The 23,170-nt window shown below is 39.3% G+C and carries 21 protein-coding genes and 1 pseudogene; 13 read left to right on the top strand and 9 right to left on the bottom strand.

Annotation, left to right across the window (positions count from 1 at the left end):
- Positions 1–59: 59 nt before the first annotated feature.
- From liaF to PB1_RS04170, 4 genes are all read left to right on the top strand, one after another.
- Positions 60–797, top strand: coding sequence for a cell wall-active antibiotics response protein LiaF (gene liaF, locus PB1_RS04185; protein WP_003350946.1), 738 nt, complete (start codon positions 60–62; stop codon positions 795–797).
- Complete coding sequence (locus PB1_RS04180; protein WP_003350944.1) at positions 794–1,837, top strand: sensor histidine kinase; 1,044 nt, start codon at positions 794–796, stop codon at positions 1,835–1,837. Before liaF ends, PB1_RS04180 begins: the two co-directional genes overlap by 4 nt.
- Entirely contained in the window at positions 1,830–2,462 is a 633-nt protein-coding gene (locus PB1_RS04175; protein WP_003350943.1) for a response regulator transcription factor, read from the top strand. The genes PB1_RS04180 and PB1_RS04175 overlap by 8 nt, the downstream gene beginning before the upstream one ends.
- 356 nt (positions 2,463–2,818) lie before the next feature.
- A complete protein-coding gene (locus tag PB1_RS04170) occupies positions 2,819–4,144 on the top strand; it encodes a polysaccharide biosynthesis protein (protein ID WP_003350942.1) in 1,326 nt (441 codons plus the stop codon).
- Between the two features lie 76 nt (positions 4,145–4,220).
- On the opposite strand, the gene PB1_RS04165 is transcribed toward PB1_RS04170, so the two are convergent.
- Positions 4,221–4,862, bottom strand: coding sequence for a Bax inhibitor-1/YccA family protein (locus PB1_RS04165; RefSeq protein ID WP_003350941.1), 642 nt, complete (start codon positions 4,860–4,862; stop codon positions 4,221–4,223).
- Between the two features lie 1,197 nt (positions 4,863–6,059).
- Between PB1_RS04165 and queF the strand changes: the two genes are divergently transcribed.
- A complete protein-coding gene (gene queF / locus PB1_RS04155; protein ID WP_003350939.1) occupies positions 6,060–6,557 on the top strand; it encodes a preQ(1) synthase in 498 nt (165 codons plus the stop codon).
- Between the two features lie 84 nt (positions 6,558–6,641).
- Here the strand turns inward: queF and PB1_RS04150 are convergent, their stop codons facing one another.
- From PB1_RS04150 to PB1_RS04140, 3 genes are all read right to left on the bottom strand, one after another.
- Entirely contained in the window at positions 6,642–6,917 is a 276-nt protein-coding gene (locus PB1_RS04150; protein WP_003350938.1) for an acylphosphatase, read from the bottom strand.
- A 173-nt stretch (positions 6,918–7,090) separates the two neighbouring features.
- Positions 7,091–8,323 carry an aminopeptidase gene (locus PB1_RS04145; RefSeq protein ID WP_003350937.1) on the bottom strand — a complete coding sequence of 411 codons (1,233 nt, stop codon included), beginning with the start codon at positions 8,321–8,323 and terminating at the stop codon, positions 7,091–7,093.
- 383 nt (positions 8,324–8,706) lie between these two features.
- Entirely contained in the window at positions 8,707–10,797 is a 2,091-nt protein-coding gene (locus tag PB1_RS04140) for a DNA topoisomerase III (protein ID WP_003350935.1), read from the bottom strand.
- Between the two features lie 104 nt (positions 10,798–10,901).
- On the opposite strand from PB1_RS04140, the gene PB1_RS04135 reads away from it, so the two are divergent.
- On the top strand, positions 10,902–11,393 hold the full coding sequence (locus tag PB1_RS04135) for a GNAT family N-acetyltransferase (protein ID WP_003350934.1): 492 nt from the start codon (positions 10,902–10,904) through the stop codon (positions 11,391–11,393).
- 17 nt (positions 11,394–11,410) lie between these two features.
- Here the strand turns inward: PB1_RS04135 and PB1_RS04130 are convergent, their stop codons facing one another.
- Entirely contained in the window at positions 11,411–11,734 is a 324-nt protein-coding gene (locus PB1_RS04130; protein WP_003350933.1) for a YbjQ family protein, read from the bottom strand.
- 313 nt (positions 11,735–12,047) lie between these two features.
- On the opposite strand from PB1_RS04130, the pseudogene hutH reads away from it, so the two are divergent.
- Positions 12,048–13,531 (top strand): annotated as a pseudogene (gene hutH, locus PB1_RS04125) (histidine ammonia-lyase).
- A 194-nt stretch (positions 13,532–13,725) separates the two neighbouring features.
- Here hutH and PB1_RS17780 read toward each other — a convergent pair.
- Positions 13,726–13,881, bottom strand: coding sequence for a hypothetical protein (locus PB1_RS17780; RefSeq protein WP_003350930.1), 156 nt, complete (start codon positions 13,879–13,881; stop codon positions 13,726–13,728).
- 119 nt (positions 13,882–14,000) lie between these two features.
- Between PB1_RS17780 and PB1_RS04120 the strand changes: the two genes are divergently transcribed.
- The 4 genes from PB1_RS04120 to map all read left to right on the top strand — a co-directional run bounded on the left by PB1_RS04120 (position 14,001) and on the right by map (position 17,574).
- On the top strand, positions 14,001–14,396 hold the full coding sequence (locus PB1_RS04120) for a DnaJ family domain-containing protein (protein WP_003350929.1): 396 nt from the start codon (positions 14,001–14,003) through the stop codon (positions 14,394–14,396).
- A 290-nt stretch (positions 14,397–14,686) separates the two neighbouring features.
- Positions 14,687–15,481 carry a flagellar motor stator protein MotA gene (gene motA / locus PB1_RS04115; RefSeq protein WP_003350927.1) on the top strand — a complete coding sequence of 265 codons (795 nt, stop codon included), beginning with the start codon at positions 14,687–14,689 and terminating at the stop codon, positions 15,479–15,481.
- The gene (motB, locus tag PB1_RS04110; protein ID WP_003350926.1) at positions 15,474–16,232 is read left to right on the top strand and encodes a flagellar motor protein MotB; all 759 of its coding nucleotides are present in this window, start codon (positions 15,474–15,476) and stop codon (positions 16,230–16,232) included. Before motA ends, motB begins: the two co-directional genes overlap by 8 nt.
- Before the next feature lie 583 nt (positions 16,233–16,815).
- Positions 16,816–17,574, top strand: coding sequence for a type I methionyl aminopeptidase (gene map / locus PB1_RS04105; RefSeq protein ID WP_003350925.1), 759 nt, complete (start codon positions 16,816–16,818; stop codon positions 17,572–17,574).
- Between the two features lie 93 nt (positions 17,575–17,667).
- On the opposite strand, the gene PB1_RS04100 is transcribed toward map, so the two are convergent.
- Positions 17,668–17,892 (bottom strand): DUF1128 domain-containing protein, encoded by a 225-nt coding sequence (locus PB1_RS04100; protein WP_003350924.1) that lies wholly within the window; start codon positions 17,890–17,892, stop codon positions 17,668–17,670.
- 202 nt (positions 17,893–18,094) lie between these two features.
- On the opposite strand from PB1_RS04100, the gene PB1_RS04095 reads away from it, so the two are divergent.
- Positions 18,095–18,424 (top strand): YtxH domain-containing protein, encoded by a 330-nt coding sequence (locus PB1_RS04095; protein ID WP_003350923.1) that lies wholly within the window; start codon positions 18,095–18,097, stop codon positions 18,422–18,424.
- 49 nt (positions 18,425–18,473) lie between these two features.
- Positions 18,474–19,295 carry a YihY/virulence factor BrkB family protein gene (locus tag PB1_RS04090; protein WP_003350922.1) on the top strand — a complete coding sequence of 274 codons (822 nt, stop codon included), beginning with the start codon at positions 18,474–18,476 and terminating at the stop codon, positions 19,293–19,295.
- A gap of 270 nt (positions 19,296–19,565) precedes the next feature.
- On the opposite strand, the gene PB1_RS04085 is transcribed toward PB1_RS04090, so the two are convergent.
- Positions 19,566–21,485 carry a heavy metal translocating P-type ATPase gene (locus PB1_RS04085; RefSeq protein WP_003350920.1) on the bottom strand — a complete coding sequence of 640 codons (1,920 nt, stop codon included), beginning with the start codon at positions 21,483–21,485 and terminating at the stop codon, positions 19,566–19,568.
- A 286-nt stretch (positions 21,486–21,771) separates the two neighbouring features.
- A complete protein-coding gene (gene tnpB, locus PB1_RS04080) occupies positions 21,772–22,950 on the bottom strand; it encodes an IS200/IS605 family element RNA-guided endonuclease TnpB (protein WP_034644860.1) in 1,179 nt (392 codons plus the stop codon).
- Positions 22,951–23,170 lie beyond the last annotated feature (220 nt).

Genomic DNA, 23,170 nt, shown 5'->3' with positions numbered 1-23,170 from the left:
CTCTGCGCCTTTTTTCATTAACCAATTTTTCCTAAGCCAGAAGAAGGGAGGAAACCACTATGATAAACAAAATTAAAAGCGATTATATAAGCTGGATTCTGATTATTGGTTTCGTATTGCTTTTTCTAGAAATCTCTTTTTTCAATAAAGGAATTATTTTCTCTCTTCTTGTGGCAAGTGGAATGATCTATCTAGGACGAAAAATAATGCCTGGAAAATTTGGAACTCTTCTGTTCTGGGCAGGCTTGATTTTTTTCGTTGCAAGCATATTTGGGATGATCACGTTTCGCTTCTTTCTTCTTGCCATTCTGATTCATTTAATCATTCAATTTTCGCAGTCCAAGCGCCATCCGGAAAAAATAATCCCCGTCATAAAAGAAAATGAAAAATCTTCTACAGGGGATAAAACGGTAATTAGAAGGAAGCCTGTCCTTGAAAATATTTTTTTTGGACAGCAAAAAACGCCTGAACATGTTTATGAGTGGAATGATATCAATATTCAAGCAGGATTTGGCGATACAGTCATCGATTTAAGCTATACGGTACTGCCAAAAGGCGAAACAGTGATTGTTATTAGAAAAATGATCGGGAATGTTCAGTTGCTCGTGCCTTATGACCTGGAAGTGAGTGTGAATCATTCAAGTTTAGCCGGTTCAGCGAGCATCTTTGATCATAAAGAAGAAAAGATATTTAATCAGAACCTGCACATCCAAACACCGGATTATGATAATCAGGAACAAAAGGTGAAAATCATCACCTCTATCATTGTAGGAGAATTAGAGGTGAAGCGGGTATGAATATCGTTCAACGCCAAATTATTTGGGGAGCAGGTTTCTCGATCATTATTTTCCTTTTTATTACAGCGGCAATGATTGCTTCATTTCCATTGCCGGATTGGTCGCAATTATGGAAACGTGAATTAATGGATATTCCCTTTATTGTTTTTTTACCGAGTGTCTGTATTGCAATTGGCATCATTTTTGGGCTTATTTCCGGATTATATTGGCGCAAACAAATTCAGACTGTTGATTCCTGCCTGCATCAGATAGAAGAAGGCAGGTCTATAGATGAGATAAAACAAAGCTCATTAATTGAATTTGAAGTAATTACTCAAAGAATTCAAAAAATCCAAAAACAGATTACTGAACAAACGAAGCTTTCACAGCGGCTTGCAACGGAGAAAGTAGAGGATCAGGAAAACAGAATTCAGGAAATCATTTCACAAGAGCGAAATCGGCTGGCCAGGGAGCTGCATGATTCAGTCAGCCAGCAGCTTTTTGCAGCGTCCATGCTCATGTCCGCCATCAATGAGGGTAAACCATTATCGGATGATCGGGAAACAAAACAATTAAAAATGGTGGAAGAAATGATTCATCAGTCCCAGCTGGAAATGCGTGCCCTTCTTCTCCACTTGCGTCCTGTTGCGTTAAAAGGAAAATCGCTTAAAGAAGGAATTGAAGAACTATTAGTCGAATTATCCCAAAAAGTAACAATGAAAATCCACTGGAAACTTGAGGAATTTCCAATGGATAAAGGTGTTGAAGACCATTTGTTTCGCATTTTACAGGAGTCTGTATCAAATACCCTCCGCCACTCAAAGGCAACGAAGCTTGAGGTTCTACTGATTCATCGGGATGATCTTATTATTCTCCGCGTCACGGATGATGGAGTCGGGTTTGATGTAGAAGAAACAAAAGCAGGCTCTTACGGAATCCAAAACATGTATGAACGGGCAGTAGAGATTGGCGGGACGTTAAAAATTGTCAGTGTTAAACAGAAAGGCACACGTCTGGAAGTAAAAGTTCCTATTATGATTGAAGGTGGTACCTATGATTAAAGTGTTGTTTGTAGATGATCATGAAATGGTTCGGATCGGGGTTTCCTCTTACCTGTCTGCCCAGCCGGACATTGAAGTCATTGGAGAAGCAGATAACGGAAAAATGGCAGTTGAAATGGCTTTAGACTTGCGTCCGGATGTTATTTTAATGGATCTGGTAATGAAAGAAATGGATGGGATTGAGGCAACGAGAAAAATCATTGAAAGCTGGCCCGAGGCCAAAATCATCATTGTAACCAGCTTTTTAGACGACGAAAAAGTGTATCCGGCTCTGGAAGCAGGTGCGACGAGTTATATGCTGAAAACTTCGAAGGCAAGTGAAATCGCCAATGCAATCCGGGCTACATACCACGGCCAATCCGTACTTGAACCAGAAGTAACAGGAAAAATGATGATGAAAATGAGGAAAAAAAATTCGCGTGAACCTCATGACGAATTAACAAGCCGTGAAAGGGAAATTCTGCTCTTGATGGCTGAAGGAAAAACAAACCAGGAAATCGCAGATGAACTTTTTATTGCATTAAAAACAGTAAAAACCCACGTAAGCAATATTTTAAGTAAACTCCAGGTTCAGGATCGAACCCAAGCAGTTATTTATGCATTTAAGCATTCGCTAGTTAAATAGTTTTTTTAAAATAACAAAACTGCCTGTCCTATTTAGAGGAGGATAGGCAGTTTTTTATTTTGAATTGTAAATATCTAGGGAACCCCTTCAAAAAATTTGTCCTTTTTGTTCGTAGACATCATACAACCTCCTTTTAAAACATATTACATAATACAAAAAATGTATTTTTAAAATAGTATTTCAGTATTACAACAAATCCTAAAAAGCATACCTTTTCCTCTAACCGTCATAATTAATTTGTGTAAAAAAGTGAAAAATTCATGAACAACACCTCAGCTCATCTTACAAAGTTCAAATAATCTTGATACTTGTCTCATATGTATATAACGAATCAATCTTTTTTAAGGAGAGACAACATGAGTTCTTTTTTTAAAGGAACGCTGCTGTTAGCAGCAGCGGCTTTTTTTAGCGAGTGTATCGAATTTCTTGTGAATATGATTCTTGCAAATGAACTGGGGGAACGAGGGATGGGCCTTTATATGACCATTCTCCCTTCTATCTTTTTTATCATTTTGCTTGCAAGTCTGGAATTGCCTATATCCATTTCAAAATTCATAGCGGAGAGGGATAGCAAATACCATAAAAGCATGCTTCAGCATGCGATCCGATTAACTATCATATTTACCGCTTGCTTGTTTATTTTAACGGCTGTCCTTATCCCGCATATTCCAGTATTTCAGCATTACCATCCGCTCTTAAAATGGCTTGTCATTTTACTTATTCCAGTGGTCTCATTTTCTTCTATTGCAAGAGGATATTTTATGGGAAAACAACAAATGGGGAAAATAGCTGTTTCCAATTTTTTGCGGAAAGTGGTCCAACTCGGCCTGCTTGTACTCGTTTATCAGTTATTTCAGTTTGAAATGGAAACGGCGCTTCTTGTTGCGTTTTGCACCCTGGTTGGAAGCGAGTTTATCGTTTTTGTGTATTTGATTCACATGTTTATCGTTCAGTTTCAACACTTGAAACAGGGGCCACAAAATCTTATTAGTAAGAAAACCGTTTTGCAAAACTTGATGGCCGTGTCAATTCCGACTACTGCCATGCGAATTTTTCATGCTTTTACCAACGCTATTGAGCCGTTTTTAATCAAGACAGCATTAGTTCGCTCAGGCTTCAATGAAAATCTGGCAACAGAGCATTTTGGGATGTTAGCAGGGGTCGTAATAACGATTGGATTTTTTCCGGCATTTATTGCTCATTCACTGCTTACTATGCTAATTCCAACCGTTTCAAAAGCATATACAAAAAAAGAAACGCATCGGCTGCAAAGACTGCTGCAGCAGGTGATGGTTCTAACACTTTTATATGGGTCTCTTGCAGTGACCATTATGTATTTCTTTGCCGAGCCTCTTACCAGTTTGTTTTTTCATTCCGCAACTGCAGCGGGATATTTGCAAATGCTCTGGCCATACTTTTTATTCCACTTTTTTGTTATTCCCATGCAAGCGTATTTAATCGGACTTGGCCTTTTGAAAGATACATTTATTCATTCCATATGGTCTACCGTGATTTCCTTTTCGCTTATGTATTTTCTCGGATCTCTTCATGATTTCCAAATGGGAGGAATTATTATCGGTATGAATACGGGAGCAGTATTATTAGCGCTCATGCATTATTTGACAATATGTAAAAAAATCGGCATTTCATGGAGCTTGAGAACCTATCCAAGGAATATTTAATTGCTTCAAAATTAAAAAGGTGCAGATCCAATTGACCGCACCTTTTTAATCATTACTGAAAGGATTCCAAAGATTCTCAAAAATGTGCAGCATTTCTCTTTGTTTCGTTAGCGTTCAGGATATTAATAAATAAGTTAACAAAATCAAAATATAGGTTTAAGGCCATTAATGGGACTTCTTCAGGACTAACTCCGTAATGCTTCATCCGATTAAAATCAAATAACACATGTCCACTGAAGACTAAAACACCGATGAAAGAATAAGCAAGCATTCCGGTTGAGCTTAACGGCCAGAAGATATTAAAAATCCCAATTGCAATCAAGGCAAGCAGTGCTGCAAACAGCATCCCGCCTAAGAAGGATAAATCGCGTTTTGTAACAGAAGCATAAACAGCAAGCCCCGTGAATACAACGGTTGTTGTTCCGATCGCCATTAAAACTGCATTCGCTCCAACGGTTGCAAGGTAATGCTCGACTACTGGATAAGCCGTAATTCCGGAAATAAAGGTAAATGTATAAAGGAACGTATACGAAATCGCTTTTCTCCGGCGTAAGAATAATACTCCAATTAACATGGCTGGTTCAACAAAAACGAGAGGAAGAATTAATGACGGCGGAACATAAATTCCTGCTGCCATACCAAGGACGGCAAAGGCTAATGAGAGAGCAAAAGCTCTTAATACGGAAGGCAAATACTCTTGTTCGCTATGAGCATACATATTTTTTCACCTCGAGAAATATTGTTGATAGAAAAACGAACGCCAAGACTCCAAGGTTTCAATTTCCGAAAAAATTATAATTCTATGATCCATTCTTCAGGTAACTGATACAATTCCCTTAAACGATGAAGAGTAGCAGGAATGAAATAGGTTTTCCTCTGCTTGTTGTATCTTGCATCAAGCTTCTTTGCTTCCTTAATCGGTCAATGTAAGTTCTATTTCTTTATACGGAAGGTTTGGAAGCATATTCCTTCATATACTGTCTTTTTGTTTTGCGGTGATTGGTGATTGGAAGGGAATAGGAGAAGGGTTTGCCGTAAGTGGATTATAGCCTGAATAAAATTCATCTTCTCTTCAAGCGGTATTTCGTTTTCCTTAAAGTATGTATCCATTCGTTTGAAGCTTCTCTGAAGTTCTTCATAAGATAATTCCAAGGGGTGATATTTGCTTTTCATGGTTTCACTTCCTTTGTTCGAACGTTAAAGGGCATAAAAAATCCCTAACAAGACACATGAGTTGGAGGAATTAACATATTGTCGATAGGTTATTCCCTCATGTGCCTTATTAGAGATTTTTGAGGGAACAAAACGATAGTAACAAAGTTAAAATCGCCTTGTTCTGCCATTAGTTTGTGAAGGCGGCCTTTTTCTAAAATTCATTCCACATTTTTTCCCCACCTTTTCAATCACTAAACGCTATTATACTATGCCAGCATGTAGAACGCATCCGGCTATTCAGAGGTGTTTTTTTCTTGTTGACATATGCCCTGTTTTTTCCTATAGTTACTACTGACAATTCTTTGAACCTCTCGTCACTTAACATCCTTGCAGGTTGTCTGAAGTGGGAGATTCCTACGAACACCGAAGTATCCTTCGGTTATCTTAGTAGGCTAGCCCCGCAGTCCCTGCAGTTAAAAGTCTTATGGCTTCATTTTTAAGATTGATACTTGCGTTAATATCTCGATTATGAGGGTTCCGCAGAAGATGCCTACAAAGAAAAATGGATTTGGCACTCGTACTCAAACTATTTTTCATTTATTGTAAGTTTCTCTCGAACAGTCGGACAATCGAGATGGCAAATAGCCATCCCTTGTCCGAAGGCGATTCATCTCCCACCTACTTATTAGGATAACGCCCTGTACATTCCTTGAGGTGGGAGTTTTCTAGCCTAGATAAAGATAAAAGGGAGGCTTTTTTTATGTCCGGAAGAAAAAAGGAAGAATTGAAAGATTTAACGCTGCTTGGTAATCAAGGGACTAAGTATGTCTTCGATTATGCACCGGAAGTGTTAGAGGCTTTTGATAATAAACATCCGAATCGTGATTATTTTGTAAAATTCAATTGTCCGGAGTTTACGAGCTTGTGCCCGATCACTGGCCAGCCTGATTTTGCGACCATTTATATCAGTTATATTCCTGATAAAAAAATGGTCGAAAGCAAATCTTTAAAACTATATTTGTTCAGTTTCCGCAACCACGGAGACTTCCATGAAGACTGTATAAACATTATTATGAATGATTTGATTGACTTAATGGATCCGAAATATATTGAAGTGTGGGGGAAATTTACCCCGAGAGGCGGCATCTCCATTGACCCTTATGTAAACTACGGCAGACCGGGAACAAAATATGAACAAATGGCAGAATATCGCCTGATGAACCACGATCTTTACCCGGAAAAAATCGATAATCGCTAAAAGAAAGATATTAATGGATGCTGGGATCCAGGTTTGTCATGGAAGATGAAAACAAAAGGAACAAAGTGGATCGCTTTGTTCCTTTTAATATTTAATCGTAAAAGATGTAAAACCGCTGATTTCGTTTGTTTCTGCTGTTTCTATTCGGCTTACCCTTGAAAAAGGGTTTCCATCCTTAATGCTGTTAAGAAAAAGAACTAAATCTTCCTTATTTCCTTCTGCGATGATTTCTACATTACCATTAGGCAGATTTCGTACCCATCCTGTTATACCATACGTATTGGCCTTCATTTGTGTAAAATACCGAAAGCCAACTCCTTGAACTTTTCCTGAAACAATTATCCGTAATTGTTGTACCATAACGTTTCCCCTCCGATTATAAAAATACGGATATTTAAGGATTTCATAAAGAGGCAGTAGCATTTATCGTCCCATATTCACAAGAAAGTTGTAATGACTCTTGTTACACTGCAGGGGGCTTTTTGAAAAAAAGATCATGCCAAAAAGAGTGCATGATCTTTTCAAAGGTGTTTTTAAAAAGCCCAGCCGCCTCTCCTGAACACAGGCTCTGATTTTCCGTCAGCCGTTATTCCGTCAATATCCATTTCTGCTGAACCGATCATAAAATCGACGTGTGTTATGCTTTCATTTAAACCATTTGCTTTTAATTCATCAGATGACATAGCCTTTCCGCCTTCAAGACAAAACGCATACGCACTTCCGATTGCAAGGTGGTTAGAGGCGTTTTCATCAAACAGAGTATTATAGAACAAAATGTTTGATTGGGAGATCGGCGAGTTATGCGGAACAAGAGCAACTTCACCAAGGTAGTGGGAGCCTTCGTCCGTATCGATCAGCCGTTTTAATATTTCTTCTCCTTCTTCCGCTTTTACTTCAACGATTCTTCCGTTTTCAAAAGTAAGCGTAAAGTTATTTATAATGTTTCCGCTGTAGCTCAAAGGCTTTGTGCTTGAAACATAACCGTTTACTCCATTTCTGTGCGGAACGGTGAATACTTCTTCCGTTGGCATATTGGCCATGAAATCGATGCCTTTTTCATTTACGCTGCCTGCACCTACCCAAAGGTGGTTGACCGGCAATTCGATTGTTAAATCTGTGCCGGGAGCTTTGTAATACAGTTTTTTATACCGTTTGTTATTCAAATATTGTACTTTTTTGTGAAGGGTCTCATTATGTTTTTTCCAGGCTTTAACAGGGTCTTCCAAATCAGTGCGAGTCGCTTTAAAAATAGCATCCCAAAGCATTTGGACCCTTGTTTCTTTAGGTTCATGATGGAATACTTTTTCAGCCCAAGCCTCTGATGGAGCAGCGATGACAGTCCAACTGATTTTATCGGATAAGATATATTTGCGATAGTTTTCGAGTGCTTTACCTGCTGTCTTTTGAAAATTGGAAATACGCTCAGGATCTACTCCTTTTAATAAATCAGGGCTGGAAGAAACAATTGACATAAAGGCCGCACCTTTTTCTGCTAATTCTTCGGTTTCCTTTGCCCTCCACTTAGGGTATGTAAGAAAAGCTTCATCAGGAGCCAAATCATATTTGATTCTTGTGACAATATCGTCGGACCAATTAACGACCACATTATCCGCACCGGTTTCGTAAGCTTTTTTTACAATAAGCCTTACTAATTGTGCAGCATCGATGGCTGCGTTAACTACGAGCGTTTGCCCTTTTTGAATATTGACTCCGACTTTGACTGCCAGTTCAGCGTATTTTTCTAAATTCGTTTGAAAATCATTCATTTTTTTATTCTCCTTATCAGAATCTTTTTTATTATTGTACTCGATTCCAGTCTGAAAATGAAACTTGGTTCTAAACCGTTAGCAACTTACACAGCCATTGATAAAAACAATGTCTAATAGAATAGGTGCATAATTGTATTGAAAATTTATAAAGGAAAAAAAGACCAGGCGAAAAATCGCCTGGTTAAATGATTAAGGATCATATTTTGGACTGAAGGCTCATATACGAAAATGACGGCTTATAAATCGAAATAAAGGCTCATATATCAGAACGACGGCTTATAAATTCGAATAAAGGCTCATAAATCCAAATAAAGGCTCAAAAATCCAAATAAAGGCTCATAAGCCTAATTATAAGCTCATAACCAAACTGGATTCATCATTTATTCTTTGTCTTCCAAAGCCTGCTTCAATAAATCTCCCAAACTTGTTCCAAAGGACTCATTTTTGCTGTATTTCTGAATCAGTTTCCGTTCTTCCCGTTTAGTTACAGCTTTTTTCTTTTCTTCAGCTTTTTCGACGACATTACAAGTGCGGCATTGGAAATAGGCGCCGGCTTTGCCTTCGTGAATTTCCATCCGCTTTTTGCATTGCGGGCAGCGCCGTTTTGAAAGTTTCGGATCTTTATGTTTACGGAAGCGGCACTCCATATTCGAACATACTAAAATTCGGCCATCTTTTGTCGTCCGTTCTTTTAAGAACGAACCGCATTCCGGACATTTTGAACCGGTCAGATTATGGGCACGGTAGGAACGATCGCTTTTCTTAATTTCAGAAACAAGATGCTCTGTTTGTTTGCGAATATTTTGCAGGAATGTTTTCGGGTTTCCTTTGCCGCGGGCAATCGCTTCGAGCTCTTTTTCCCAACGGGCGGTCAACTCCGGAGATTTAAGTTCGTCGTTCACGAGTTCAATCAGCTGTTTTCCTTTCTTTGTCGGGTAAAATCTTCCGTTTTGTCGTTCAACTACCTCTGTTTCGACAAGCCTTTCGATAATGTCCGCCCTTGTTGCAGGTGTTCCGAGGCCGTATTTCTCCATCAGTGAAAGAATGTCAGCTTCTGAATACCGAAGCGGGGGCTCGGTCAGTTTCTTATCCATTTCTATATTTTTAACCGTATAAGATTGGCCTTTAGCTATGTCACCAAGCTGCCCGCTGTCCGGCTCATCGTCATTTTTGCTAAGAATTGCTTTAAACCCGGCATCGACAACAACGGTTTCACGGGAGGAAAGTGTTTCGCCGTTTACGTCAAAGACAGCATGGACGGTTTCATATTGGAATGCTGGATAAAACAGCGCTAAAAAGCGGCGGGCAATCAGATCATAAAGTTTTCGTTCGTCGGCGGAAAGATCGCTAATATTTAATCGTTCTTCCGTCGGGATAATGGCATGGTGATCGGTGACTTTTTCATTATTAAACACCCGTCTGGCGATGACTCGCCCTTTGTTAGCAAGCAGAGGTCGTACTTCCTCTTTGTACCCTGACGACATTGCCTGAAGGCGGTCAAGCATAGTAGCTTCCATGTCCGTTGTTAAATAGCGGGAGTCTGTTCTTGGATAAGTCACAAGCTTATATTGCTCATACAGTCTTTGCAATACAGTCGATGTTTTCTTCGCTGAAAAGCCGAAACGTTTATTGGCATCCCGCTGAAGTTCCGTTAAGTCATAGGGAAGAGGCTGCTGTTCGCTTTTTTTCTTTCGGTCAATTGAGACAACAATCGCCTTATTGCCTGCAAGTTTATCGTGAATTTTTTCAGCCGTCTCTTTTGAAAAAATCCGCTTTTCACCGTTTCGTTCCCACGATGCGGAGAGGGAGCCGATCTGTGCTTTGATTGTCCAATATTCTTTAGGCACAAATTTCTGGATTTCTTTTTCCCGATCCATCATCATGGCAAGTGTAGGAGTTTGCACGCGCCCTGCTGAAAGCGGATCATTATACTTCGTAGTAAGCGCTCTAGTCACATTAAGCCCGATCAGCCAGTCGGCTTCCGCCCGGCAGACGGCAGAGTCATATAACGCATCAAATTGTTTCCCGGGCTTTAAATGGTTAAAGCCGTCGCGGATCGCTTTGTCTGTCTGAGAAGAAATCCATAAGCGAAGGATCGGCTTTTTCCAATGAATTTTTTTTAAAATCCAGCGGGCAACAAGTTCACCTTCCCGACCGGCATCGGTCGCGATAATACAATCCTTAATATCCGGGCGTTTTGAAAGGTTTTCAATTCCTCTGAACTGGTGGCTTGTTTGTTTGATCACCTTCAAGCCCATCTTCTCCGGGATAATCGGCAAATCTTCAAGCCGCCATGTTTTATATTTTGTATCGTAATGCTCCGGCATTTTTAATTCGATTAAATGGCCGAGAGCCCATGTAACGATATATTTATTTCCTTCAAAATAATGTTTATGCTGTTGTTTGCAGCCGAGTACCCGGGCAATTTCACGGGCGACGCTCGGTTTTTCTGCAAGAACGAGAGATTTCATAGCTTCTCCTTTCTATTAGTAAGAGGGTTGCTTTATAAGTATAACGAATATAGAGGAATTTTTACATCTATAGCGAAATAAGTTCCAGCAAGGGAGGAGAAACCGTGGCTGGTTTTATAAAGGAAATAAATATTCTTGACGAGGACACTGCAAAACACGTTTTATCACTTCAACTGGAAGCTTATAGAATCGAGGCCGATCTAATCGGTACAATGGATATTCCGCCTTTAAAAGATAGTTTGCAAGAACTGATGGTGTGCGGCGAAGAATTTGTCGGGTTTTTTGAACAAGAAGAATTGATCGGAGCCACTTCATATAAAGTTGAGAATGGACAGCTCGATATACACCGGTTGATGGTCAAGCCCGGTCATTTTCGAAAGGGAATTGCAAGAAAACTATTAAATTATCTGGAAAAAGCGAACCCGGAAGTGCATGAAATGATTGTTTCAACAGGTGCTGCCAATCTGCCTGCTGTTCAACTTTATCAAAAACTTGGCTTTAAGAAAACCGGAGAGCAGAAGACAAAGGAAGGAATTTTTCTTGTTCAATTTAAAAAAACAGTGCTAATATCAAAAAAAGCAGGGAAACATCAATAATTTCCCTGCCGCAAATACTAGTACTGATCCTTAACGAAAACAGCTGTTCCTGTTGCAACGCACATCATCATGCCGTCCCGGAGTGTTTCAAAATCGAGGTCGACTCCGACGACAGCATTTGCTCCCATCCGGCGCGCTTTTTCTTCCATTTCCCTGATGGCAACGTCACGTCCTTCTGATAGCTTATTCTCGTAAGCACTGCTTCTTCCGCCGATGATGTCAGTAACACTTGCCAAAAAGTCTCGGACTACGTTGGCTCCCATAATCGCTTCCCCTGATACAATTCCAATATAACGCTCAATTTCTTTTCCCTGCAAAGTGGGGGTTGTGGAAATAATCATTTATTTATCCTCCTTTATCTTTATACCATTTCTTACGTTTTACACAGCAGCTTAGTTTCATTCATGTCGTGAATTTTTAAAAAACAGTTTAGTTAACTGCAGTGGTGCATTTTTAGTATACAAAAAATTCAAAAAATATTGATAAGACAATCCGGATGAAAATAAAATAAATTTTAAGAAGATTTTTAGAATGGATGATTGATGTGAGACATCATAAAAATAACTTTCACATAAATAAAATCAAAGCAAAAGGGGCTGTCCTTAAAGAACAGCCTCTTTCTTTATTCTGATAAAGTGGTAGAGGGTGAATCTAATGGTTATTTTAACAGGGAAAGATTTGACTTTAAACGAAATAAATAGAGTCATTTTACAACGGGAAAAGGCTGCTGCTTCCTCCGAAAGTTTGGCAAAGACAGAGAAAAGCCATCTTGCAGTAACAAAATAATTCAACAAGGAAAAATTGTCTACGGAATAAACACCGGTTTTGGAAAACTCAGCGATGCGTTGATTGATGATTCTGATGTAAAAGATTTGCAGTTAAACTTAATCCGATCCCATGCGTGTGGAGTAGGAGAGCCGTTTCCTGAAAATGTTTCAAGAGCTATGTTGCTTCTGCGAGCGAATGCTCTGCTAAAAGGTTATTCGGGAATCAGACCGGCAATTGTGAACCGCTTATTAGAATTTCTTAACAAAGAAATACATCCGGTTATTCCCCAGCAAGGGTCTCTAGGAGCGAGCGGTGATTTGGCTCCGCTGTCGCACCTTGCCCTTCCCATCATTGGAGAGGGTGAAGTATTCTATAAAGGAAAAAGAATTCAGGCAAACGAAGCGCTGGCAAATGAAAGATTAGAACCGATAACCCTAGAAGCGAAAGAAGGGTTGGCACTAATCAATGGTACGCAAGCGATGACAGCTATGGGAGTAATTGCTTATTTAGAGGCTGAACAGCTTGCCCGCATAAGTGAAATCATTGCTTCAATGACAATCGAAGGCTTAAATGGCATCATGGATGCCTTTGAGGAAGAAATTCATCTCGTGCGAGGATATCAGCAGCAAATTGAAACGGCAAGAAGAATAAGGACTTATTTAAAAGGAAGCAAGTTGACAACGAAACAGGGAGATCTTCGTGTCCAGGACGCTTACTCTCTTCGCTGCATCCCCCAGGTTCACGGGGCATCATGGCAAGCGCTGGATTATGTAAAAGAAAAACTTGAAATCGAAATGAACTCGGCCACCGATAACCCGCTGATATTTAATGGCGGAGATAAAGTGATTTCCGGAGGAAATTTTCATGGCCAGCCGATTGCACTTGCGATGGATTTTATGAAAATAGCCGTCGCCGAGCTTGCCAATATTTCTGAACGGCGAATTGAAAGGCTGGTCAATCCGCAGTTAAATGACTTGCCGCCATTTCTTAGCCCAAAGCCGGGGCTGCAATCTGGAGCCATGATTATGCAATATTGTGCAGCTTCCCTTGTGTCTGAAAACAAAACACTCGCCCATCCGGCCAGTGTTGATTCCATTCCATCCTCTGCCAACCAGGAGGACCATGTCAGCATGGGAACCATTGCTGCCAGACATGCATACCAAATCGTGCAAAACGTCAGAAGAGTGCTTGCCATTGAATTGATTTGTGCAATGGAGGCAGTGAAGCATAGAGGAATTGAAAAAATGGCGGAGTTTACGAAGCAGTTTTATCAGCAAGCCAGACAAATTGTACCTGACATTGAAAAAGACCGGATCTTTTCAAATGACATCGAACGTGCAGCCAAATGGCTAAGTGAGCTTACTTTGTAAGACAAGAGGCTATCTCAAACCTCCATGGCATATCAGCCACCACGATAAATGAGTCTTCTAGATAAGACACCGTATAAAAAGCCTAAGGCCCGGACCCCATAACTCAATATATAGGACATATTGTAGGATAAATATGCTATATATTGATAAATGCACATGGGGTCAGATTCTTATGAGGCAGCCTCATTTATATCTTAGTCGCTTTCGACGCGATTTTTAAATGCTTCCTGGGTAACGATTAGTTCTTCATCCTCTATTCGTTCTTTCGTGTGTTTTTCCGCAATGCTGTTTTCAGGAAAATTTCCGGGATGACCTTTTTTCTTATGATTAAATTCTTTTCCTCTTGCCATTTTCCCACTCCTTTCTTTTACAGATGTATCATTCCCAATATTTCAAGAATTATTTTCGAAAGCGCACCTCTTTCAAGTTTGTTCAAAAAAAGTTTATAATTAAAGGGATTATATGACGCTTGCACAAGGAGGGGATCGGAATCGATTTTTCAGTTATTTTGTCAGAAGAAAGAATCCGCAAAGCTTATGAGAATGGCGAATTTGAAAACTTGCCCGGATACGGAAAACCCCTTAAGCTTGATGATTTATCGTCAGTACCCGATAATTTGCGCATGGCTTATCGGCTTTTGAAAAATGCAGGCTATTCTCCAGAGGAAAACCGCTTGAAACAAGAAATGATGACAATCGAAGACTTGTTGAAAACCTGTGATGACCAAGAGGAAAAAGAAAGGCTTCAAAAGAAGCTAAATGAAAAAATAATTCGCTTCAACAGCCTTATATCAAAACGGAGAATTCAAACAAATTCAAGCGTCTTTAAAAATTACTCCAGCAAAATTAACAGCAAATTCAGCTAATCATAAAGAGGCTGTCTCAAAGCCTAAGGGTCAGACCCCATAACACAATATATAGGGCATAGTGTTGGATAAATGTGCTATATATTGATTAATGCACATGAGGTCAGACCCCTTATGAGACAGCCTCTTGATTTTTATACATACACAAACTAAATAAACTGAATATATTGTCGAAATAAAAAGAGAAGCGTATTTTACAGGCCCAATCAGCAAAAAGCCGGTTGATTGCTATCAATTAAAAAGGCAAATATGATAGATTCATAAAGTATAAGATAAGACAGGTGAACTACATGGATAAAACTACATTAATCGGATTGATATTAGGTATTGTAGCAGTTGGAGTTGGGATCGTTTTAAAAGGTGTAAGCCCTAATTCACTTATTAATCCAGCAGCAATTTTGATTATCATTGGCGGAACGGCCGGGGCTGTAACGATCGCTTTTCCCAGCAGTGAGATAAAAAGAGTGCCAAAATTGTTTGGCGTTCTTTTTAAAGAGCAACAGTATATGCAGCCATCCGAACTGATTAAGCTGTTTTCTGACTGGGCTCAAATTGCCCGGAAAGAAGGGTTGCTGGCTTTAGAGGTAAAGACGAATGAAATCGAAGATCCATTTTTAAGAAATGGTCTTTCACTTGCAGTGGACGGGCAAAGCGCAGACTACATTCGGGATGTGCTTACGGAAGAAATTGAGGCAATGGAAGAAAGGCACCTAACCGGGGCAGCCATTTTTACTCAGGCTGGGACGTACGCTCCTACACTTGGAGTGTTAGGGGCAGTTGTCGGGCTGATCGCAGCTTTAAGCAATATGGAAAATACGGACGAATTGGGTCATGCTATCAGTGCTGCTTTCGTCGCTACCCTTTTGGGAATTTTTACAGGATATGTTTTATGGCATCCTTTTGCCAATAAGCTGAAACGAAAGTCAAAGCAGGAAGCAAAAATAAAATACATGATGATAGAAGGTATTTTGTCCATTCTTGAAGGCGAGGCGCCAAGAGTTATTGAACAAAAACTTGCATCTTACCTTCCGGCTGGGGAACGAAATGCATTTCTCGAGGAAAGCAGCGTGAAGAAGGATGAGTAAGCGCAAAAGGAAACATGATCTTGAAGACCACCTTGATGAAACATGGCTCATTCCATATTCCGATCTCCTCACATTATTATTGGCTTTGTTTATTGTTTTGTTTTCAATGAGTTCTGTCGATGCCCAAAAATTTCAGATATTTTCCAAAGCATTCAATGATATTTTTACTGGCGGTACGGGAGTTACCGAGTTTCAAAGCCCTATGCCTGAAGGGCAAATGGAATCACCTGATGAACGAAAAAAACACCAGGAGAAAGTTGAGAATCAAAGTACACAAAATGTAGATAAACAGGAACTGCAAAAAATTGAAAATAAAATAACTGATTATATTAAGGAAACCCATCTAACGAACAAACTCAATACTTCACTAAACGATGAAGGACTGCTGGTTACCATTCGCGACAACGTATTATTTGATTCTGGAAGTGCTGAGGTCAGACCGGAAGATGTGAAAATAGCAAAAGAAATCGCCGAACTTCTTGCTATTGACCCGCCGAGGAATATTATTATCAGCGGCCATACCGACAATGTTCCGATTCATACAGCAAATTTTGAATCAAACTGGGAATTAAGCGTCATGCGTGCTGTTAATTTTATGGAGATCATTCTGGAACATGATAAACTAGATCCCCGCTGGTTCAGTGCAAAAGGTTATGGAGAATTTAAGCCGGTGGCTTCAAATGAAACAAAAGAAGGAAGAGCGAAAAACAGGCGCGTGGAAATATTAATATTGCCGCGAACTGGAGGTTAAGCTTTTTATGCTTAGCCTTTTTTGCAATTTGCAGAAATAACAAATACTCTAAGAAAGGAACGTGAACTGTTTTGTATAAATTGTCGAAGCATGCTGAATAGAAATTAAATTTATCGCAGCAGGTTTTTTGTCATTAAAGGGTTCATATCATTTTAGTCGAACTTTTATTTGTTTCATATTCGCCATTACTCGGGAAATTTCGCTACTGGAGAACTTAAATAATGTTGTCATATATTTTCATTAACAATCATTGTTATTCTCTCTATATTTTCAAAAAAAATTTCAAATCTCCAATTGTTGGAAATGGAAAGATTCATTACGATTGTTGATGCAAAAAATTACGATGCGACTTTGTTTTAATATACTGAATCAAGACACAGGCCGGACAAGATTTCGCGTTGTTAATTTCGCAAAAAGGATTAATATTGTTTCTATCTAGACGGAAAGACTAGGCTAAAATGTTTTACTGCAACTTTGGGGCTGCACACAAATTTTTTGAAAAACGTTTCTTTCAACGGTAATATAATGAGGATAAGAAATATAATCGATAAATGATCATTACCTTCGAAAGGCAGGATACTGGATGATTGTCTTAAAATCACCACGGGAAATCGAAATGATGAAGAAGTCGGGGGAAATTCTCGCAGCATGTCATAAAGAATTGGCAACAATGATAAAACCGGGAATAAGCACATGGGAAATTGAAAATTTTGTTGATCAATTTATTAAAGAACATGGTGCTCTACCGGAACAAAAAGGATATAAAGGATACGAATTTGCAACATGTGCAAGCATTAACGATGAAGTTTGCCACGGATTTCCCCGAAAAGATCCTTTAAAGGAAGGGGATATTGTCACTGTTGATATGGTTGTAAACTATAATGGTGCCTTGGCTGATTCAGCATGGACGTATGCTGTGGGGAACGTCTCGCCAAAAACAGAAAAGCTTTTGGAAGTTACGAAAGAAGCTCTTTATAAAGGAATAGAACAGGCACAAATTGGAAACCGGATTGGTGACATCGGCCATGCTATTCAAACATATGTAGAAAGTGAAGGTTTTTCTGTTGTCCGTGATTTTATTGGCCATGGCATTGGAGCAGTCATTCATGAAAAACCTGATGTTCCTCATTTTGGGTTGCCGGGAAAAGGACCGCGCATTAAAGAAGGGATGGTTTTCACAATTGAACCGATGGTCAATGAAGGCACCTATCATACACGAATGGATGGAAACGGCTGGACAGCACGTACAACTGACGGAAAAAACTCTGCACAATACGAACACACGATAGCGATTACAAAAGATGGGCCAATCATTTTAACCGACCAAGAATCGATTTCTTAAACAGCCTGTGAAAGAATACCGGTTTTCTTTCGCTTGAAAACGATTTAAGAAGAATCCGCTGTCAAAAGGAAGGCAGCGGATTCAAGTTTTTTCTTATTTTTTTCTCAAACTTCCCAATTCCTCAGCAAGTGCCTGCATCTCACTCGGGCTAAAAGTGCATTTTTTCATGACCATTTCATAAATTTCTTTTAATTCCTCATACATTTCTTCATTAAAATGAGCAGGTTTAATTGCGCCGAAATTTAATACTTTTAATTTTTCCTTTATTTTTTCAATCATATATTCGATGTTTTCAGCTGATTTTTGCGACAGATCCATTCCGTTCATCCTCTCAGTTTTTTTTTCATCTTTTCATGTATTTAGTTAGTTGTCAATTGTGTTTTGGATGAAGAATGAAAGATTAAAACCAAACCTCTTGCATGAAAGTATGAGAATGAATGAAAATGAAGAAAGAACTGTTTTGTTTCCCCTATAGGAGGGAAATAAATACAAGCATGGAATGTAGGAAGGAGAAGAATTTATGGGAGATTCTAAATTTTTTTGGAAAAGCGTTTTATTCGGTGCAATTGCCGGGGGAGCTTTAAGCTTGCTAAATAAGGAAACGCGCCATGCGGTAATGAATGATTGCAAAAAAACAGCAAAAAATATTTCTTATATAGTCAAACACCCGGACGAAGTGGTTGATCAATTAAGACAAGTTTCAAGCAAGGTCCGCGCTACTGTAGAGGAAGTAAGCGAGGACGTTTCTTACATAACTGAAAAAGTTGCAGAACTTCGAGAAGCAGCTCCGCAAGTAGCCGAAATGGCAAGGGATACGAAAGAAGCATTCAATAAAAATGGACAATCTTAAAGGATCGGTTGTCAATCCAGCTGAAGCGGAGAGTATTTGAGGTGCGGGCATGGGACGAAAAAATTCGCTTTTTATTAGACAACTATGGATGAGAATTCAGAGAAATGATGTTCCAGGGCTGGCTGCACAGCTGGCTTATTTTTTCTTGCTCTCTTTATTTCCGCTACTGATTTTTTTTGTAACGCTTTTGCCGTATTTGCCAATCACCGAGGACGATTTACTAAGGTTAATAGAAGATTTTGCTCCCCGACAAACGATGGTGTTAATTGAATCAAATATAAATCAAATCATGAGCAAGAATGGAAAGCTTCTTTCTTTTGGAATTATTGCCGCTTTCTGGTCCGCATCCAATGGACTGGATGCCATCGTCAAAGCCTTCAATAATGCATATGAAGTTAAGGAAAGCCGGCCGTTTCTAATCGCGAGAGGAATGGCTATCTTATTGACAGTTGGAATGATCATTGTTTTTATTGTTGCATTACTATTGCCGGTTTTTGGCAGACAAATCGGTTTATTTTTATTCTCTGAGTTTGGTTTATCAAGCGAATTCCTTGTAACTTGGAATGCGATTCGCTGGTTCGTCAGCTCTATCATCCTCTTTGTAATTTTTACCGTGCTTTATTGGATTGCCCCTAACAAAAAATTAACGTGCATTAGTGCGGTTCCCGGTGCGTTGTTTGCAACTGTCGGCTGGATTTTGACATCGCTGGCTTTTTCTTATTATGTAAGCAATTTCGGGAATTACTCTGCTGCTTATGGAAGTATTGGAGCGGTCATTGTCTTAATGATATGGTTTTATTTAACGGGCTTTATAATCATCATTGGGGGAGAGATTAATGCCATATTCAGCAGGCAAAAAGAAGGATGTTAGCAAACGAGTTTTGCCTTAAGTTTCCTTACTGAAATGCAGAAAATTGGCCACAATAGTAGACGGGGGATCAATGTAAGATAAGGAGGCTTTCAAATGGCAAAGCAATCAAAGAAAGACGGCGGAACTAAGCAAAAAGGAAAAAACAAACCTAAGCATAAGACATCAGGTTCCGCTAACGGACAAAACGGATATCACTGACTTAAATATGGGGGGCCAGACCCCTCCAATATTGCCATTGCCGGAGGGAGTCAGACCCTTATTAGCCAGCCTCTATTTTAGTAAACGCAGACTGTTTAAAATAACTAAAATTGTACTTCCTTCATGGCCGATTACACCGAAAGGAAGATCCACAAGCTGCAAAAAGTTAGACGCAATTAAAAGCATGATGACACTAATTGAGAACACAACATTTTGTTTCACAATACGGTTCATCCTATGGGAAAGGTTTATTGCCTCTGCGATTCTTGGGAGATCGTTTTTCATTAAAACAATATCGGCTGTTTCAAGAGCTACATCTGTTCCTTCTCCCATCGCAATTCCGACGTTAGCTGTTGCAAGTGCTGGAGCGTCATTGATGCCATCTCCCACCATGGCAACATTGCCAAACTGTTTCTTTAATTTTTTGAGTTCTTCAACCTTTTTTTCAGGCAAACATTCCGCGACAAAGTCATTAACATGGCATTCATTTGCTATTGCATTTGCTGTTTTTTTACTATCTCCCGTCAGCATAATCGTATAAATTCCTTTTGTTTTCAAGCTGTCAATAGCTGATTTTGTTTCCTTCCTCACTACATCTTTAAGGGCAATAATAGCGACAATTTCATTGCCTCTTTGAACAAACACAATTGTTTTTCCTTCATCGGCAAGTAAACTGGCAGCTCCATCAGCAAACTCATCTGCAAAAGCTTTCCCGACAAATTCTGCTTTTCCGACTTTCCATTCTTCGTTATTAATAAACGCCTTGATTCCCCATCCCGGCACGTCTTCAATTTTTTCAGGTTCTGGCAGTTTTTCGTCAAGCTCGTTTTTTACATAGTTTACAATTGCATGGGCGAGGGGGTGATTGGAATGCTTTTCGATCGCCCCGGCAGCTAATAAAATACCATTCCTGTTTATGCCTTCTTTCGTTATCACGTTTGTTACTTCCGGTTTTCCTTTCGTCAAAGTACCAGTTTTATCAAAAGCAATTGCTTTTAAATGGCTTAGGTTTTCAAGATGGATTCCGCCTTTAAACAAAATTCCGTGCCTTGCGCCGTTTGAAATCGCAGATAAAGTGGCAGGCATGATCGAAGCCACGAGTGCACATGGTGAGGCCACGACAAGAAGAATCATGGCGCGATAAAATGTTTCATTCCAGCTCCAGCCCAACACATAATGGGGCAAAAACATCATCAAGATAACGACAGCTAATACAATTTTTACATACGTTCCTTCAAATTTTTCAATAAAAAGCTGGGAAGGAGATTTTTCACTTTGAGCATTTTGAACAAGCTGAATGATTTTTTGAAACAGAGTTTCGCTGTTCGGTTTTGTGATTTCAATTGTAATTGAGCCGTTTAAATTGACCGTTCCTGCAAAAACATCTTCGCCTTCTGTTTTTGAAACAGGTATGGATTCTCCGGTAATCGCTGCTTCATCAATTGTTGTCTGTCCCTTTGAAATTCGCCCGTCTGAAGGAACTCTTTCTCCTGGTTTGACAAGGATTTTATCGCCGATATTTAACTGTGAGACATGGACTTTTTCTTCCATTCCGTTATTGAGCCTTAAAGCTTCTTCAGGCTGAAGTTCCATTAAGGAGGAAATTTCTTTTCGGCTTTTATTAAGAGTATATGTTTCGAGAGCACCGCTCACCGCAAAAATAAAAATTAAAATCGCGCCTTCTGTCCAATAACCAATAATCGCAGAACCGATAGCGGCAAAAATCATCAACATTTCCACATTTAATTCTTTATTTTCAATGGTTTCCTCAATTCCCTCTTTTGCTTTGGCAAATCCGCCGATAAAAAAAGCAAGCAAAAATGCCGTAACAGATGCGTTTTCCATACCGATTTTTTCAAAAGTCCACCCGGCTGCAATCAAAAACCCGCTAATTATGGCTGCAATTAACTCGGCATGGGGCTTTATTTTTTTAATAAAACTTTCATTATTTTCCGCTTGTCTGGCTGCTAGAATTTTTGCTTCAGCATTCATTGTTTCTCCTCCTAATCCTCTTTTAGAAATCCGCCTTTCATTTTTATTGAGAAAAATAATCAGATTCAATATCTCCATTAAATGACGAAAGCTGCCACCATAGCGATGACAGCGAAAAGCTCCGAAATTATGGTATTTATTTATTTTTAATAATATTACCATACAGCATATGAATGTGGAAAGAATTATGCCTCTAATATTTATTTGAACTACTCACCGCTTAACGACCTTACGATCTGTTTGAAGCGGGAGATTCCTACGAACACCGAAGTAACCTTCAGTTATCTTAGTAGGCTAGCCCCGCAGTTCCTGCGGTTAGAAGTCTTATGGCTTCATTTTTAAGATTGATACTTGCGTTAATATCTCGATTATGATGGGTTCCGCAAGAAGGACAGTCCCATTCACGCAATCCAAGATTTTTAACGTCTTTGTTTTGATAGCCGCAAAAAGAACAAAGCTGACTGGAAGGAAAGTTTTTTGCAACGGTCACAACTTGTTTGCCATACCATTTTGCTTTGTACTCAATCATGGTTTTGAATTGCGACCATGATGCTTCACTAATTACTTTGGCAAGAGAATGATTCTTTAGCATATTAGCTATAGACAAATCTTCCATTCCGATAATGTCGTGGTTTTTGACAATATCGGTTGAAACCTTGTCTAAAAAATCCCTTCTTGCATTGGCTATTTTTTCGTGTATACGGGCAACTTTCTTTTTAGCCTTGTGCCAATTTACACCGCCAACGGTTCGTCTACTCATAATCCGTTGTGCTTTCGCTAATTTTTCCTCTAATGAGCGGAAAAATTTTGGATTGGAGTAAGTTGTTCCATCGGAAAGAATAGCAAAGTCTTTGATTCCTACGTCAACCCCAATAGCTGAACGGGTTTTTGGCCATTCAGATACTTCTGCCTCCGTTCCCAGAGAAACAAAGTATTTGCCCGAAGGATTACGCCGTATAGTTGCATTTAGGATACGTCCTTCTACTTCGCGGCTTTTGGCAAAACGAACAAGTCCAAGTTTAGGAAGTTTAAAATAATTGCCTTCAACAGTTATATTTCCATTTACATGTTTCGTTGTGTAGGATTGAACCGGATTCTTTTTAGACTTAAATCGAGGTTGTTTGTTTTGTTTGTTGTAGTATCGAACATAAGAGTCAGCAAGATTTTCAACTGATTTTTGCAACGCAATACTATCCACTTCCTTCAAAAATTCATACTGTTTTTTTAATTCGGGAAGTGATTTTTTGGTTTCTTTCTTGTTGAAGTATTTACCCTTCCAATTATTTATTGGAAGTTGACCATTTTGGACCATTTCTTCACAAATATACCAAAATGCGTCCTTTTCCTTCTGTTTAGCAAGAAAGAAGTTGAACACGAATCTTGAACAGCCAATCGTTTTGTTAATGAGTTCCATTTGTTTTTTGTTTGGATAGATACGAAATTTATAAGCTTTGTGAACGATGATGACGTTCACCTCACTTCCTTTGGGAACATTTGTTCTTATTATATCATAATGAGGAAGGTTTTGGCTATCGCCAACCGACATTCTTCTCCCACTTACTCATTGGGCTTTGCCCTTCACTATCCTTGAAGTGGGAGACTTCTGTCGGGAAACGATAAAATTGCGGAAAAAACAAAATAACCGAGGAAAGAATAAAATATGTTTAAAAAATTTACCCGGCCAA

This window comes from Bacillus methanolicus PB1 (assembly GCF_000262755.1).
GTDB classification, from domain to species: Bacteria; Bacillota; Bacilli; order Bacillales; family Cytobacillaceae; genus Bacillus_Z; species Bacillus_Z methanolicus.
The sequence above is the reverse complement of the archived record's forward strand: the minus strand, read 5'-3'. Positions and strand labels throughout refer to the sequence as shown.